This window comes from Methylobacterium gossipiicola, assembly GCF_900113485.1.
In the GTDB taxonomy this organism is placed as follows: Bacteria; Pseudomonadota; Alphaproteobacteria; order Rhizobiales; family Beijerinckiaceae; genus Methylobacterium; species Methylobacterium gossipiicola.
The window spans coordinates 1-14,310 of sequence record NZ_FOPM01000002.1 but is presented as its reverse complement, the minus strand read 5'-3'; the positions used below and the strand labels follow the sequence as shown (position 1 = coordinate 14,310).

Sequence of the window (14,310 nt, the reverse complement as noted above, 5' to 3'; positions counted from 1 at the left end):
CGATCACCGCCGCTTCGGTGGCAGAATTCTGCGGCCATGGGTTCGGCCCGTGCTTGCCGCTGCCCATCCGGTCCGGGTTCGACCCTGGCCGAGGGCGTCGCGAATGGCCGCCGGCAGACGGCGCACCTCCTCGCCGTCTCAGAACCACAGATCCGTACAGGCCGCGTTCCAGTGCGATTTCACGTCCTCGGCGGAAGCGAAATCGACACGATCGATGAGAAACGCCAGCGGCACCGACCGTGCGTCATCCGAGAAGCAACCGGCTAAATGAATTGCCAATTCCGGGAACGTCTTGGCATCAAAGTCGATGTCTTGATGGAAGTGGTCGCCTGGCGTCTTGAATTCGGGTGGAAGCGATCGTCGAAGAGGAGGCTTGCGTGCCATGGGACGTCGGCGTGCGTCGGTCGAGTGGGAAAGCCCGCCCAGAGTTACGGCGGCAGAGTATTCGAGACGTAAGTCTATCTTAAATTGTGACATCGAACCGCGCCGAATGCCAAATCGCGACGCTCCGAGGATGAGAGCCGCCGCAACGCGAAACGCCGGAGCCCCCGATCAAGGCCCCGGCGTCGCACGTGTCTGAAAAAGCCGGGCGCGAAGGCCCGGCCCGCTCGCCTTAGAGCGAGTAGTACATCGTGAACTCGACGGGGTGCGGGGTCATCTCGTAGCGCATCACTTCCGTCATCTTGAGCTCGATGAACGAGTCGATCTGATCGTCGGTGAAGACGTTGCCCATCTTGAGGAAGGCGCGGTCGCGGTCGAGGTTTTCCAGGGCCTCGCGCAGCGAGCCGCAGACGGTCGGGATCTGCTTCAGCTCGCGCGGGGGCAGGTCGTAGAGATCCTTGTCCATGGCCGGACCCGGATCGATCTTGTTCAGGATGCCGTCGATGCCGGCCATGAGCAGGGCCGAGAAGGCGAGGTAGGGGTTCGCCATCGGATCGGGGAAGCGGACCTCGACGCGCTTGGCCTTCGGGTTCGTCGTCCACGGAATGCGGCAGGAGGCCGAGCGGTTGCGGGCGGAGTAGGCCAGCAGCACGGGGGCCTCGTAGCCCGGCACCAGGCGCTTGTAGGAGTTGGTCGACGGATTGGTGAAGGCGTTGAGCGCCTTGGCGTGCTTGATCGTGCCTCCGATGAACCACAGGCATTCCTGGCTGAGGTCGGCGTACTTGTCGCCGGCGAACAGCGGCTTGCCGTCCTTCCAGATCGACTGGTGCACGTGCATGCCCGAGCCGTTATCGCCGTAGACGGGCTTCGGCATGAACGTCGCGGTCTTGCCGTAGCTCTGGGCGACGTTGTGGATGCAGTACTTGTAGATCTGCATGTGGTCGGCGAGCAGCGTGAGGGTGTCGAACTTCATGCCGAGCTCGTGCTGGGCGCTCGCCACCTCGTGATGGTGCTTCTCGACCTTCACGCCCATGGACTGCATGGCGGCGAGCATCTCACCGCGCATGTCCTGGGCCGAATCCTGCGGGGGCACCGGGAAGTAGCCGCCCTTCATGGGGATGCGGTGACCGAGGTTGCCGCCCTCGTAATCGGTGAAGCCGTTGATGGGCAGCTCGGTGGAGTCGAGCTTGAAGCCGGTCTGGTACGGGTCGGAGGCGAACTTCACGTCGTCGAACACGAAGAACTCGGCCTCGGGGCCGACATAGATCGTGTCGCCGATGCCCGTGGACTTGAGGTAGGCTTCCGCCAGCTTCGCCGTGCCGCGCGGATCGCGGCTGTAGGGTGCGCCCGTGGACGGTTCCAGCACGTCGCAGACGATGGACATGGTGGAGGCGGAGAAGAACGGGTCCATACAGGCGGTGGCCGGGTCCGGCATCAGCAGCATGTCGGATTCGTTGATGGCCTTCCAGCCGGCGATGGAGGAGCCATCGAACATGGTGCCGTCGGTGAAAATCTCGTCGTCCACGAGGGAGACGTCGAACGTGACGTGCTGCCACTTGCCGCGCGGGTCGGTGAACCGGAAGTCCACGTACTTGACGTCGTTGTCCTTGATTTCCTTCAGGACGTCGGCTGCAGTCTTGGCCATCCTCGGGAGTCTCCTGCGTTCGCGGCATTCAGCCGTGGTTTTGCCGCGCGCCGCCGAAGGGCGGCCCGCGGATGGGGTCGGTTTATAGGGTTTTCGTGCGCGGTGGACCCGGTTCACGCGAAGAAAACGCTCTCCGGCGGCGAGAGACCGTCGATTCCGTCACGCGCCCGTGGTCCGCCCATGCGGATGCTCCCGCGCTCCGCGCGTTCGAGCACCGAACGATGACATCGGTGTGTCGGTGGGCGCTCAGATCGCGTCGGTGCCGGTCTCTCCGGTCCGGATGCGAATCGCTTCCTCGATGGTCGAGACGAAGATCTTGCCGTCGCCGATGCGCCCGGTCTGGGCCGACTTGCGGATCGCCTCGACGGCCCCCTCGACCAGGGCGTCCGAAAGGACGATCTCGAGTTTCACCTTCGGCAGGAAATCTACGACGTACTCGGCGCCGCGATAGAGTTCGGTGTGGCCCTTCTGGCGGCCGAAGCCCTTGGCCTCGATGACCGTGATGCCCTGCAGGCCGACCTCTTGGAGGGCTTCCTTCACCTCGTCCAGTTTGAAAGGCTTGATGATCGCTTCGATCTTCTTCATGCCGGGCGGGCCTGACCTCGATGCTGCTCTGAGCCACTTTGGTATCATCGCGGCGGGGTCACCGCCACGCCGTTTTGGCGATGACGGGCCGAAAATTGCACAACGAATGTGCACATTCTGCAAATCGTTCAGGCTTTCGCCCCGCTCTGGAGCCGCCGCAGGTGGGTCTGCGTGGGACGCGGGCATGTTCGTGAACACCGATGGGGATTGTCCATGGAGACGACGCGCCTGCTCACCGTCGAGGCGATGCGCCGGGTCGATGCGGCCGCGATCGCGAGGGGCGTGCCGGGCACGAGCCTGATGGAGCGGGCCGGCGCCGCCGTCGCCGCGCGGGTGCGGGCGCATCTGCCGGAGGGCGGGCGCGTCCTTGTCCTGTGCGGCCCCGGCAACAACGGCGGTGACGGCTTCGTCGCCGCCCGCCTGCTGCGAGACGCGGGGATCGCCGTGGATCTCGTGGCCCTCGTTCCGGTCACCGATCTCTCGGGCGATGCCGCCGCTGCGGCGGCGGCTTCTTTCAAGGGCGATGCCGCCGCTGCGGCGGCGGCCTGGACCGGCCCGGTCCTCGCCCCGGCCGACCTCACGGATGTCCATGGCTACGGCCTCGTCGTCGATGCCCTGTTCGGGGCCGGGCTGTCGCGCGATCTCGAAGGCGATGCCGCCGTCCTGGTCGAGCGGTTGGGGTGCACGACGGCGCCCGTCATCGCCGTCGATGTGCCGAGCGGGATCGATGGCGATACCGGCGCCGTACGGGGCTGCGCCGTGCGCGCCGTCGAGACCGTGACCTTCGTGGCCCTGAAGCCCGGGCACCTGCTCCAGCCGGGCCAGGATCGTTGCGGGATCGTGCATGTGGCGGAGATCGGCACCGATGCGGCCGATCTCACCGCCGGATTTGGCGCGGACGCGCCCCTGTGGCGCAACGGTCCCGATTTGTGGCGCAGGACGTTCCCGCGCCTCGCGGCGGCGAGTCACAAATACACGCGCGGCCACGCCCTGGTTCTGTCCGGGCCCGCCCATCGCACCGGCGCGGCGCGCCTCGCCGCCCGCGCGGCCCTGCGGGTCGGCGCGGGCCTCGTCACCCTGGCGGCACCGCCCAACGCCATGGCGGAGAACGCAGCTCACCTGACGGCGATCATGCTGCGCGCCTGCGAGGGCGCCGACGATCTCGACGATCTCCTGGTGGACGAGCGCCTCAACGTCGTGGTGGCCGGTCCCGGCCTCGGCGTCGGCGAGGCCACCCGCGATCTCGTCGCGGTGGCGGCCGGCGCCGGACGCCACCTCGTCCTCGACGCCGACGCCCTGACGAGCTTCAAGGGGCGGGCGCGGCTCCTGGCCGCGCATATCGCCGATGGCGCGTCGCAGGCCGTGCTCACCCCGCATGCCGGCGAGTTCGCCAGGCTTTTCGAGGGCACCGACGCCGTCGCCGACGATCTGTCGAAACTCGAACGCGCCCGCCGGGCCGCGGCGCTGACCGCAACGGTGGTGGTGTTCAAGGGGGCCGACACGGTGGTCGCCGCCCCGGACGGGCGCGCGGCGATCAACGACCACGGTACGCCCTATCTCGGCACCGCCGGATCGGGCGACGTGCTGTCGGGCCTCATCGCCGGACTGCTCGCCCAGGGCATGCCCCTATTCGAGGCCGCCGCCGCCGCCGTCTGGATGCATGGCGATGCCGGCCGCCGCCACGGACCCGGTCTTATCGCGGAGGATATTCCGGAGCTGATGCCGGCGGTGCTGCGGGGCATCCTCGGCCTCTGATCGGGGGCGGGCTGATCAGGATGAGGTCACCTCGAACCAGCCCCAAAGGCCGGTATCGAACCGCTCCAGCACCGTCGAGCCGAGGGCCCAGCGACCGGGATTGTCGGCCTTGAAGGCGATGCGGGCGGTGCGGCCTTCGAGGAGCTGGAAGGTGTCGAGCCAGTAGGGCTCCCAGCCGTCGTCGAGGGGGTGGAGCAACCGGAAGGCGTGGCCGTGCAGGTGGAGGGCCTGGGGAAACGCGGTTTCGTTGCGCAGGGCCAGCACCACCACCTGCCCGCGCTTGACCGTGAACAGGGGCGGAATGCCGGCGGCCCCCGAGGTGCCGTTGACCGCCCAGATCTTTCCCGGGTCACCGGTATAGACCGGATCGGCCGCCGGCTTGTCTTTATCGAGGCGGGCGCCGCCCGTGAGCACCACGTCCCGCCGTACGGCGTTCTGTAGCTTCACCTCCGCCGGCAACAGCTTGTTCTCGCCGATGGGACCGATGGCGGCGCGCTTGCCCCCCACCGGCTCGCCTCCGGTGGTGAGGGTGGCGAGCGCGAGGCCGTTGCCCACGAGGGCGGTGATGCTGCCCGACGCGCCCGCCTCGGTAGCGACATCCAGCATGAGGTCGTAGCGGGTGCCGGGCGGGAAGGGGAGGGTGGCGCGCAGGGGTTCGAACGCGTCGGTGGGCTGCCCGTCCACCGCCGCCACGTAGACCTTCAGGTTGTCGAAGCGGATGCGGGTGCCGCGCGCGTTGCAGGCATTGGCGAGGCGTAGGCGCACGCGGGCGCCGGGCCGCACGGTGATCGCCTCCGGTACCGGTTTGCCGTTCACCGTGACGAGGCTGCCGAGGCGCCCCGAACTCGCCGCGAAGGCGGTCTGGCCGAACGGCAGCAGGGTGCCGTCGTCGGCGAGCCGCCAATCCTGCATCAGCACCGTGAGGTCGTGGTCGACGCTCGGCGGCGTCGCCTCCTCGACCACGAGCATCCCGGCGAGCCCTCGGCCCGACGGCTCGCTCGAGCCACCGACCACGAGGGGGCGAATCAGGAAGCTGCCGGCATCGGGCGGTATGAACGCATAAGAAAAGTCGCCCCCCGGCGGGATCGGTGCCTGGGTCAGCCCCCCGACGCCGTCCATGGGGTTCTGGTTGCGCACCCCGTGCCAATGGAGGGACAGGGGCTTGTCGGTTCTGTTCTCGACCCGCAGGCGCACGGTCTCGCCGAGCTTGATCCGAATCACCGGCGGAACGCTCGCGCCGTCGAACGCCCAGACCGGGGTCGCGGCGACTGGCTCGGGCTTGAGCCGGGCCGTGGCGGGCGCCGCGCGGAAGGGGCGCCCCGGACTCTCCGGATTCGATTCGGGGGCGGGCTTCTGAAGTGACGAAGGCTTGGCGGGCGTCTGCGCAGCCGCCGTCGATCCGAGCGCGAGAGCCGCCGCGCCGCCGAGCAGGGTTCGCCGCGACAGCGCGAGCTCGCTCGGCGACGACCGGACGGGGAGCGGCGAGGGACGATGCGGCATGACACCTCTGGCGAGCGGCGCGCGGGCGGGACGACACCCGCGCCGCTTGTAGACGCGGGGCCGGGGCGCGCCAACCGGCCTGCGAATCGGTCTTCTCGGTGGGCGGGCGGGCGCGCGTTCCGGACCGTATCGGAGGCTGACTTTTTTTGCTGCGGTCCGTTGCGCCCGTGTTATAGCACCGCGCTCTGGCGGCGGGATGCGCGCCGGAGGTCGTTGCTTGCGGGCGTGGCGGAACTGGTAGACGCGCTGGATTTAGGTTCCAGTGTCGCAAGACGTGGGGGTTCGAGCCCCTCCGCCCGCACCAGTCCATCGCCGTCGAGGACGGATCGGCCTAGCGCGAATGGCCGGGCCGTTCGTCGCGATTCGGCCTTCGGTTCAAGCGTGACGTCCTGGTGCCGACCCTATCCCCGGCCCTCTCGGGCGGCGGGGAGCGAATGAATTTGCGCCGATGCGCGCACGAGAGCGGAAAGACGACCATGCAGGTGACCGAGACACTCTCCCAGGGGCTGAAGCGCGAGTTTCAGGTATCCTTCGCCGCGCATGAGCTCGAGGAGCGCCTGAACAGCGAGCTGTCGACCCTCAAGGACAAGGCCCAGATCAAGGGCTTCCGCCCCGGCAAGGTGCCGGTGGCGCACCTGCGCAAGCTCTACGGCCGCTCCGTGATGGCCGACGTGCTGCAGAACGCCGTCAACGAGGCCAACCAGCGGATCGTCCAGGACAACAACCTGAAGCTCGCCCTCGAGCCGAAGGTCGAATTCCCCGGTGAGCAGTCCGTCGTCGAGCGGGCGCTGGACGCCAAGGCCGATCTGTCCTTCAACATCGCCCTCGAGGTCCTGCCGACCTTCGAGCTCGCCGATCTGTCCGACGTCAGCCTGACGAAGCTCGTGGCCAAGCCGTCCGACACGGAGGTCGACGAGGCCATCACCCGCATGGCCTCGTCCAACCGCAGCTTCACGGCGCGTGACGAGGGGGCCGCCGCCGAGACCGGCGACCGCGTCACCATCGATTTCGTCGGCCGCATCGACGGTGTCGAGTTCGAGGGCGGCAAGGGCGAAGGCATCGACCTCGAACTCGGCTCTGGCCAGTTCATCCCCGGCTTCGAGGATCAGCTCGTCGGCGCCAAGGTCGGCGAGAATCGCGTGGTGAAGACCACCTTCCCGGAGGCCTACGGGGCCGAGGCGCTGGCCGGCAAGGCCGCGGAGTTCGACGTCACCGTCACGGCCATCCAGGCACCGGGCGAGACCAAGATCGACGACGAACTCGCCAAGAACTTCGGCATGGAATCCCTCGACAAGCTGAAGGAAGCCGTCGCCACGGCCATCGGCAGCGACTTCGAGGCGCAGTCCCGTCGTAAGCTCAAGAAGGAGCTTCTCGACGCCCTCGACACGAAATACGCCTTCGAGCTGCCCCCCAGCCTCGTCCACCAGGAATTCGCCGCCGTGTGGGCCCAGGTCGAGCAGGACCTGAAGACCCGCGAGAAGACCTTCGAGGACGAGGGCACCACCGAGGAGAAGGCCACGGCCGAGTACCGCAAAATCGCCGAGCGTCGCGTGCGCCTCGGCTTGGTGCTTGCGCAGGTCGGTGAGACGGCCGATATCAGGGTGAGCGACGACGAGGTGAACCAGGCGCTGATCGCCCGGGTCCGGCAGTTCCCCGGCCAGGAGCAGCAGGTCTGGGACTTCTACCGCAAGAATGCCCAGGCGCTTGCCGAACTGCGTGCGCCGATCTTCGAGGAGAAGGTCGTCGATCACGTCCTCGCCCAGGTGAAGCTCGTCGAGGAGCCCGTCTCGAAGGAGGCGTTGTTCGACGACGAGGACGACACCGAGACGTCCAAGGCCGAGTCCGGCAAGGACGAGACCGTTCCGGCCGGAAGCGACGAGGCTCTGCCCGCCGTCGCCAAGGCCGACTGAGCCCGGTGCTCCTTTCGAGGGCGGCGGGCCATGAGTAAGGCGGCGTTCACCGTCGCTCGAGTTCGCTGAAACGTCCGGCCCGCGCCCGATTCGCGGCGCGGCCGGACCCCTCGAAGTTTGGGGCACGTGATGATGAGAGATCCGGTCGACTATTATAACTCCGCGCTCGTGCCCATGGTGGTCGAGCAGTCGAGCCGCGGCGAGCGTGCCTTCGACATCTATTCCCGTCTGCTGCGCGAGCGCATCATCTTCCTGACCGGTCCGGTCGAGGATTACGGTGCCTCGCTCATCGTGGCGCAGCTCCTGTTCCTCGAGGCCGAGAACCCGAAGAAGGAAATCTCCTTCTACATCAACTCGCCCGGCGGCGTGGTGACCTCGGGCCTGTCCATCTACGACACGATGCAGTTCATCCGCTGCCCGGTCACGACCCTGTGCGTCGGTCAGGCCGCCTCCATGGGCTCCCTGCTGCTGACCGCCGGCGAGCCCGGCCATCGTTTCGCCCTGCCCAATGCCCGCATCATGGTGCACCAGCCCTCCGGCGGCTTCCAGGGCCAGGCCACCGACATCCTCATTCATGCCCGCGAGATCGAGGCCCTGAAGAAGCGCCTCAATGAGATCTACGTGAAGCACACTGGCCGCGACTACGACGCCATCGTCAACGCCCTGGAGCGAGACAACTTCATGACGGCCGACGCCGCCAAGGAGTTCGGGCTCATCGACGAGGTGATCCAGAAGCGTCCGGAGCCGGCTCCCACCACCTGAGGGCGTGCGCGCCGGCCCCGCGTGGGGCCGGCCGCGTCGTTTCGTGGCGGGCGGGAATCGCCTGCCTTGATCCGGCCGCGGCAGCGTGCTTGCATCGTCAGTCCGAGGCGAAATCGGCAGATGCGCGCAGGTGACTGTTTCTTTAGGCCGATGGCATTAAATTCGAAGGATGCGTGTGCGCCCGGGATCGGCGCCATGCCCGCGAACGGAGACCGATATGAGCAAGACTGGCGGCAACGACTCGAAGAGCACGCTGTACTGCTCGTTTTGCGGCAAGAGCCAGCACGAGGTCCGCAAGCTGATCGCGGGCCCGACGGTGTTCATCTGCGACGAGTGTGTCGAACTGTGCATGGACATCATCCGCGAGGAGTCGAAATCCTCCCTGGTGAAATCCCGCGACGGCGTACCCACGCCGAAGGAGATCCGCCGCGTCCTCGATGACTACGTCATCGGCCAGGACTTCGCGAAGAAGGTTCTCTCCGTCGCGGTCCACAACCATTACAAGCGCCTCGCCCACGCCTCGAAGCACAACGACGTCGAGCTGGCGAAGTCGAACATCATGCTGATCGGGCCGACGGGCTCGGGCAAGACGCTGCTCGCCCAGACCCTCGCGCGTATCCTCGATGTGCCGTTCACCATGGCGGACGCCACCACCCTGACGGAAGCCGGCTATGTCGGCGAAGACGTCGAGAACATCATCCTCAAGCTGCTCCAGGCTTCCGACTACAACGTCGAGCGGGCGCAGCGCGGCATCGTGTACATCGACGAGATCGACAAGATCTCCCGCAAGTCGGACAACCCGTCCATCACCCGCGACGTCTCGGGCGAGGGCGTGCAGCAGGCGCTCCTGAAGATCATGGAGGGCACCGTCGCCTCCGTGCCGCCCCAGGGCGGGCGCAAGCATCCGCAGCAGGAATTCCTGCAGGTCGACACCACCAACATCCTGTTCATCTGCGGCGGTGCCTTTGCGGGCCTCGAGCGGATCATCTCGCAGCGTGGCAAGGGCACGTCCATCGGCTTCGGCGCGACGGTGCAGGCCCCCGACGACCGCCGCACCGGCGAGGTGTTCCGGTCCGTGGAGCCGGAGGATCTGCTGAAGTTCGGCCTGATCCCCGAATTCGTCGGCCGTCTGCCTGTCCTGGCGACCCTGGAGGACCTCGACGAGGCCGCTCTCAAGAAGATCCTGCAGGAGCCCAAGAACGCCCTGGTCAAGCAGTACCAGCGCCTGTTCGAGATGGAGAACGTCGAATTGACGTTCCAGGACGAGGCCCTGTCCCTCGTCGCCCGCAAGGCGATCGAACGCAAGACCGGCGCCCGTGGCTTGCGTTCGATCCTGGAGACCATCCTGCTCGAGACCATGTACGATCTGCCCGGTCTCGACTCCGTCGAGCAGGTGGTGATCGGCCCCGAGGTCGTCGATGGAAAGTCGCGTCCGCTGTACATTCACGGTGATCGCAACAAGGAAGCCCCGGCCAGCGTCAGCGCCTGATCGGTGCGGCGTCCCGCGGCCCGGCCCTTCCCGAGGGGCCGGGCCGGAGCGGATCTTGTAAAGATCCGCTCACGCTTCCATCTGAATTCCAAGCGCGATGGCCGTACGCTCACCCCTTGAGGTGCGGCGTCCCGCTACCAGCCGCGTCTTCTTTTGAATACTTCCGACCCCCTCGCGGCCCGGTCGGCCCCGACACGTCACCCGCTCGTATGAGGCGTGACGGCTCGGCGTCCATCATGAGGAAGTCCGACATGACTCAACCGAAATCGCGCCAGCCTGTCGTTCCGGGCTCCACGGGCTCCTACGCCGTTCTGCCGCTCCGCGACATCGTGGTATTCCCCCACATGATCGTCCCGCTCTTCGTCGGGCGCGAGAAGTCGATCCGTGCCCTCGAAGAGGCGGTGCGGACGGACCGGCACATCCTGCTGGCGACCCAGATCAATGCCAGCGACGACGATCCGGCCACGGACGCCATCTACAAGATCGGTACCCTGGCGAGCGTTCTGCAACTCCTCAAGCTCCCCGACGGCACCGTGAAGGTGCTGGTCGAAGGCGCCGGCCGCGCCAGGATCACGGCGTTCAACAAGTCGGACTCCTACTACGAGGCCGAGGCCGAGACTCTCACGGACGAACTCGGCGACAGCGTCGAGGCCGAAGCCCTCGCGCGCTCGGTCATCGCCGAGTTCGAGAACTATGTGAAGCTCAACAAGAAGATCTCGCCCGAAGTCGTCTCCGCCGTGACGCAGATCGACGAGCCTTCGAAGCTCGCCGACACCGTCGGCTCGCACCTTGCCGTCAAGATCGCCGACAAGCAGGCGATTCTCGAGATCCCCACGGTGGCGCAGCGCCTGGAGCGCGTGCTGTCCTTGATGGAGAGCGAGATCTCGGTCCTCCAGGTCGAGAAGCGTATCCGCACCCGCGTCAAGCGGCAGATGGAGAAGACGCAGCGCGAGTACTATCTAAACGAGCAGATGAAGGCGATCCAGAAGGAGTTGGGCGACTCCGAGGATGGCAAGGACGAACTCGCCGAACTCGAAGACAAGATCGAGAAGACCAAGTTCACCAAGGAGGCCCGTGACAAGGCTTTGGCGGAGCTGAAGAAGCTGCGCCAGATGTCGCCGATGTCGGCTGAGGCGACGGTGGTGCGCAACTACCTCGATTGGATGCTGGGCATCCCGTGGAGCAAGCGCACGAAAATCAAGAAGGACCTGCTCGGCGCCCAGGTGATGCTCGACGAGGATCACTTCGGTCTCGACAAGGTCAAGGAGCGCATCGTCGAGTATCTCGCCGTGCAGCAGCGGGCCAACAAGCTCACGGGGCCGATCCTCTGCCTCGTCGGTCCTCCGGGCGTCGGCAAGACCTCGCTGGGCAAGTCCATCGCCAAGGCGACGGGCCGTGAGTTCGTGCGCATGTCGCTGGGCGGCGTTCGGGACGAAGCCGAGATCCGGGGGCACCGCCGGACCTATATCGGCTCGATGCCGGGCAAGATTGTGCAGTCCATGCGCAAGGCCAAGAGCTCAAATCCGCTCATCCTCCTCGACGAGATCGACAAGATGGGTATGGATTTTCGCGGTGATCCGTCTGCGGCCCTCCTCGAGGTACTGGACCCCGAGCAGAACGCGACCTTCAACGACCACTACCTCGAGGTCGATTACGACCTGTCGAACGTCATGTTCGTCACCACGGCCAACACGCTGAACATCCCCGCGCCCCTCATGGACCGCATGGAGGTGATCCGCATCGCTGGTTACACCGAGGAGGAAAAGGTCGAAATCTCGCGCAAGCACCTAATTCCGGGAGCCATCAAGAAGCACGGTCTCGATGCCAACGAGTGGCAGATCGACGAGTCCGGGCTGCTCATGCTCATTCGCCGCTACACGCGGGAAGCGGGCGTGCGTAATCTCGAGCGCGAGATTTCGAACCTCATTCGCAAGGCGGTGAAAGAGATCCTCATCACCAAGGTGAAGTCGGTCACCGTCACGGAAGAGAACCTGCCGGTCTTCCTCGGTCCGCCGAAGTTCCGCTACGGCGAAATCGACGAGGAGGATCAGGTTGGTGTGGTCACGGGGTTGGCCTGGACCGAGGTGGGCGGCGAGTTGCTGACCATCGAAGGCGTCATGATGCCGGGCAAGGGCAAGATGACGGTGACGGGCAACCTGCGCGACGTGATGAAGGAGTCGATCTCTGCGGCGGCGAGTTACGTCCGTTCGCGGGCCGTCGATTTCGGCATCGAGCCGCCTCTGTTCGAGCGCCGGGATATCCACGTCCACGTGCCGGAGGGGGCGACCCCGAAGGACGGACCGTCCGCCGGCATCGGTATGGCCACTGCCATCATCTCGACCCTCACGGGCATCCCCGTGAAGAAGGACGTGGCGATGACCGGTGAGGTCACCCTGCGCGGCCGCGTGCTGCCCATTGGCGGCCTCAAGGAGAAGCTGCTGGCGGCCCTGCGCGGCGGTATCAAAACCGTGCTGATCCCCGAGGAGAACGCCAAGGACATCGCCGAGGTGCCCGACAGCGTGAAGAACGGGATGGAGATCATCCCGGTCTCCCGGATGGATCAGGTGCTGAAGCACGCCCTCGTGCGGGTGCCCGAGGCCATCGAATGGGAGGAGCCGGCCCCCCCGGTTCGCCCGGTGATCGGCGAGGACGAGACCGCGACGGTCATCGCGCACTGAGCGCTCAGCTCGGAAAAGGCTCCGGCGGAAACGCCGGGGCCTTTCTTCATATCGCCCCACCGCTTGCATGGCGCCGATGGCTTCGCTACGAAACGCGCGCCCGGGCGGTTAGCTCAGTTGGTAGAGCGTCTCCTTTACACGGAGAGGGTCGGGGGTTCGAGTCCCTCACCGCCCACCAGGCCATACGGTAGGACGAACTGAGTTCCTTAGTCTCGAACATCGTAGACCTTTGAAAAATCCGTGACAGACGTTTCGTTGGCGGTCTGGATCTGACCTTGCCCCCTGGCCTGTCCTCATTCTGAAGCTAGGGTCCGTCGAGCAGGAGACGGACGATGAAGAAGAGCCGGTTCCGCGAAGAGCAGATCATCGGCATCCTGAAGTAGCAGCAGGCTGGGCTGCCGGTCACCGAGATCTGCCGCCGCCATGGGATCAGCGATGCGACGTTCTACACGTGGCGTTCGCGCTACGGCGGCTTGGAGGTCTCGGACGCGCGGCGTCTGAAGGCGCTCCATGAGGAGAACCGCAAGCTCAAGAAGCTCCTGGCCGAGGCGATGCTCGATGTGGCGACGCTGCGTGAGGCGCTGGGAAAAACTTCTGACGCCCGGCGCACGGAGAACAGCCGTGAACTGGGCCATCGAGGAGAAGGGCTATTCGCAGCGTCGTGCCTACGGGCTGATCGGCCTTGAGCCGAAGACGTACCGCTAAGCCTCGACGCGAGGTGCTGATCCTCCCCCCGGTTTCGCGGACACTGGGTTAAGAGCGCCTAACAGAACCGTCTGATCTGGTTGAGAGTGATGAGGCTTGTGAAGGCCTCGTAGATGTCGGCGCGGCGCTCGTAGCGGATGGGCAGACGGCGGAAGCGATTGAACCAAGCGTGGGTTCGCTCGACGACCCAGCGGTGGCGCCCAAGCTTCTCGCTGCTCTCGATGGCCTTTTCGGGCGATGCGCGGGACGATCCCCCGCGCCCGGCACTCCTGGCGCCGCGCCTTGGCATCGTCGGCCTTGTCGGCGTGCAGCTTGTCGGGGCGTCGGCGCGGGCGACCGCGCCGGCCCGTACCGATCGGCGGGATGGCATCGAGGGTCGGTGCCATCTGCGGGCTGTCGTGCCGGTTGGCGCCTGTCAGCCTGATGCCGAGCGGCGTGCCGCGGGCGTCGGTGACGAGGTGGCGCTTCGTGCCCGGCTTGCCCCGGTCCGTCGGGTTCGGGCCGGTGGCAGGCCCCCCTTTTTGGCCGGGACAGAGGCACTGTCCAGGCTCGCCCGACGCCAGTCGATCTCACCGGCCGCGTGCAGGCGCTCCAACAGAACCGGATGCAGACGCGCCCACACGCCGGCTGCCTGCCAGTCGCGCAGACGCCGCCAGCAACTCATGCCGCTCCCGCAGCCCATCTCGGCCAGCAACATCTCCCAAGGCAGGCCGGAGCGCAAAACGAACAAGATGCCGGTCAGCGCTGCCCGATTGTCAATCGGAGGTCGTCCGCCCTTCGGGCGAGGCCGAGGCGGCGGCAGGAGCGGAGCAATCTCGCTCCAAAGATCGTCGGCAAGCAGAGGTCAAGCCATGCTCAACCAACGCAAAACCCCATGCATCGTGCCGTTCTGTTAGGCGC

10 protein-coding genes, 2 tRNA genes and 3 pseudogenes are annotated in these 14,310 nt (G+C 66.5%); 8 read left to right on the top strand and 7 right to left on the bottom strand.

Annotated elements, in window-relative coordinates:
• Positions 1 to 138 precede the first annotated feature (138 nt).
• The 3 genes from BM249_RS21100 to BM249_RS01600 form a co-directional block, all read right to left on the bottom strand.
• A complete protein-coding gene (locus tag BM249_RS21100) occupies positions 139 to 384 on the bottom strand; it encodes a hypothetical protein (RefSeq protein ID WP_143103663.1) in 246 nt (81 codons plus the stop codon).
• 229 nt (positions 385 to 613) lie between these two features.
• A complete protein-coding gene (glnA, locus tag BM249_RS01605; protein WP_091968314.1) occupies positions 614 to 2,026 on the bottom strand; it encodes a type I glutamate--ammonia ligase in 1,413 nt (470 codons plus the stop codon).
• A 246-nt stretch (positions 2,027 to 2,272) separates the two neighbouring features.
• A complete protein-coding gene (locus tag BM249_RS01600; protein ID WP_003600526.1) occupies positions 2,273 to 2,611 on the bottom strand; it encodes a P-II family nitrogen regulator in 339 nt (112 codons plus the stop codon).
• Between the two features lie 213 nt (positions 2,612 to 2,824).
• Here BM249_RS01600 and BM249_RS01595 point away from each other — a divergent pair, with 213 nt between their 5' ends.
• Entirely contained in the window at positions 2,825 to 4,366 is a 1,542-nt protein-coding gene (locus BM249_RS01595) for an NAD(P)H-hydrate dehydratase (protein ID WP_091968311.1), read from the top strand.
• Between the two features lie 15 nt (positions 4,367 to 4,381).
• Here the strand turns inward: BM249_RS01595 and BM249_RS01590 are convergent, their stop codons facing one another.
• Positions 4,382 to 5,866 carry a multicopper oxidase family protein gene (locus tag BM249_RS01590; protein WP_091968309.1) on the bottom strand — a complete coding sequence of 495 codons (1,485 nt, stop codon included), beginning with the start codon at positions 5,864 to 5,866 and terminating at the stop codon, positions 4,382 to 4,384.
• A gap of 219 nt (positions 5,867 to 6,085) precedes the next feature.
• Here BM249_RS01590 and BM249_RS01585 point away from each other — a divergent pair.
• The 7 genes and pseudogenes from BM249_RS01585 to BM249_RS01555 all read left to right on the top strand — a co-directional run.
• Positions 6,086 to 6,170 (top strand) — tRNA-Leu (locus BM249_RS01585).
• Positions 6,171 to 6,342: 172 nt separating this feature from the next.
• A complete protein-coding gene (gene tig / locus BM249_RS01580; protein WP_091968306.1) occupies positions 6,343 to 7,776 on the top strand; it encodes a trigger factor in 1,434 nt (477 codons plus the stop codon).
• 132 nt (positions 7,777 to 7,908) lie between these two features.
• The gene (locus BM249_RS01575) at positions 7,909 to 8,538 is read left to right on the top strand and encodes an ATP-dependent Clp protease proteolytic subunit (protein ID WP_091968819.1); all 630 of its coding nucleotides are present in this window, start codon (positions 7,909 to 7,911) and stop codon (positions 8,536 to 8,538) included.
• Between the two features lie 217 nt (positions 8,539 to 8,755).
• Positions 8,756 to 10,027: an ATP-dependent Clp protease ATP-binding subunit ClpX gene (clpX, locus tag BM249_RS01570; protein ID WP_091968304.1), complete on the top strand. Its 1,272-nt coding sequence runs from the start codon at positions 8,756 to 8,758 to the stop codon at positions 10,025 to 10,027.
• Positions 10,028 to 10,278: 251 nt separating this feature from the next.
• Positions 10,279 to 12,705: an endopeptidase La gene (lon, locus tag BM249_RS01565; RefSeq protein ID WP_091968302.1), complete on the top strand. Its 2,427-nt coding sequence runs from the start codon at positions 10,279 to 10,281 to the stop codon at positions 12,703 to 12,705.
• A 102-nt stretch (positions 12,706 to 12,807) separates the two neighbouring features.
• A tRNA-Val gene (locus BM249_RS01560) sits at positions 12,808 to 12,883 on the top strand.
• A gap of 154 nt (positions 12,884 to 13,037) precedes the next feature.
• Positions 13,038 to 13,407: pseudogene (locus tag BM249_RS01555) on the top strand (transposase); the annotation flags it as partial.
• 61 nt (positions 13,408 to 13,468) lie between these two features.
• Here BM249_RS01555 and BM249_RS22095 read toward each other — a convergent pair.
• From BM249_RS22095 to BM249_RS22190, 3 genes and pseudogenes are all read right to left on the bottom strand, one after another.
• Positions 13,469 to 13,780 (bottom strand): transposase, encoded by a 312-nt coding sequence (locus BM249_RS22095; RefSeq protein WP_425284774.1) that lies wholly within the window; start codon positions 13,778 to 13,780, stop codon positions 13,469 to 13,471.
• Positions 13,704 to 13,973 (bottom strand): annotated as a pseudogene (locus tag BM249_RS22195) (transposase); the annotation flags it as partial. The gene BM249_RS22095 and the pseudogene BM249_RS22195, both read right to left, overlap by 77 nt.
• A gap of 53 nt (positions 13,974 to 14,026) precedes the next feature.
• Positions 14,027 to 14,251 (bottom strand): annotated as a pseudogene (locus BM249_RS22190) (transposase); the annotation flags it as partial.
• Between the last annotated feature and the right edge of the window lie 59 nt (positions 14,252 to 14,310).

What these genes read in the sequence shown, in the direction of transcription:
- BM249_RS22095 (WP_425284774.1), bottom strand. Translation starts at nt 13,780, where the DNA reads ATGCCATCCCGCCGATCGGTACGGGCCGGCGCGGTCGCCCGCGCCGAC.
- glnA (WP_091968314.1), bottom strand. Translation starts at nt 2,026, where the DNA reads ATGGCCAAGACTGCAGCCGACGTCCTGAAGGAAATCAAGGACAACGAC.
- clpX (WP_091968304.1), top strand. Translation starts at nt 8,756, where the DNA reads ATGAGCAAGACTGGCGGCAACGACTCGAAGAGCACGCTGTACTGCTCG.
- lon (WP_091968302.1), top strand. Translation starts at nt 10,279, where the DNA reads ATGACTCAACCGAAATCGCGCCAGCCTGTCGTTCCGGGCTCCACGGGC.
- tig (WP_091968306.1), top strand. Translation starts at nt 6,343, where the DNA reads ATGCAGGTGACCGAGACACTCTCCCAGGGGCTGAAGCGCGAGTTTCAG.
- BM249_RS21100 (WP_143103663.1), bottom strand. Translation starts at nt 384, where the DNA reads ATGGCACGCAAGCCTCCTCTTCGACGATCGCTTCCACCCGAATTCAAG.
- BM249_RS01575 (WP_091968819.1), top strand. Translation starts at nt 7,909, where the DNA reads ATGAGAGATCCGGTCGACTATTATAACTCCGCGCTCGTGCCCATGGTG.
- BM249_RS01595 (WP_091968311.1), top strand. Translation starts at nt 2,825, where the DNA reads ATGGAGACGACGCGCCTGCTCACCGTCGAGGCGATGCGCCGGGTCGAT.
- BM249_RS01600 (WP_003600526.1), bottom strand. Translation starts at nt 2,611, where the DNA reads ATGAAGAAGATCGAAGCGATCATCAAGCCTTTCAAACTGGACGAGGTG.
- BM249_RS01590 (WP_091968309.1), bottom strand. Translation starts at nt 5,866, where the DNA reads ATGCCGCATCGTCCCTCGCCGCTCCCCGTCCGGTCGTCGCCGAGCGAG.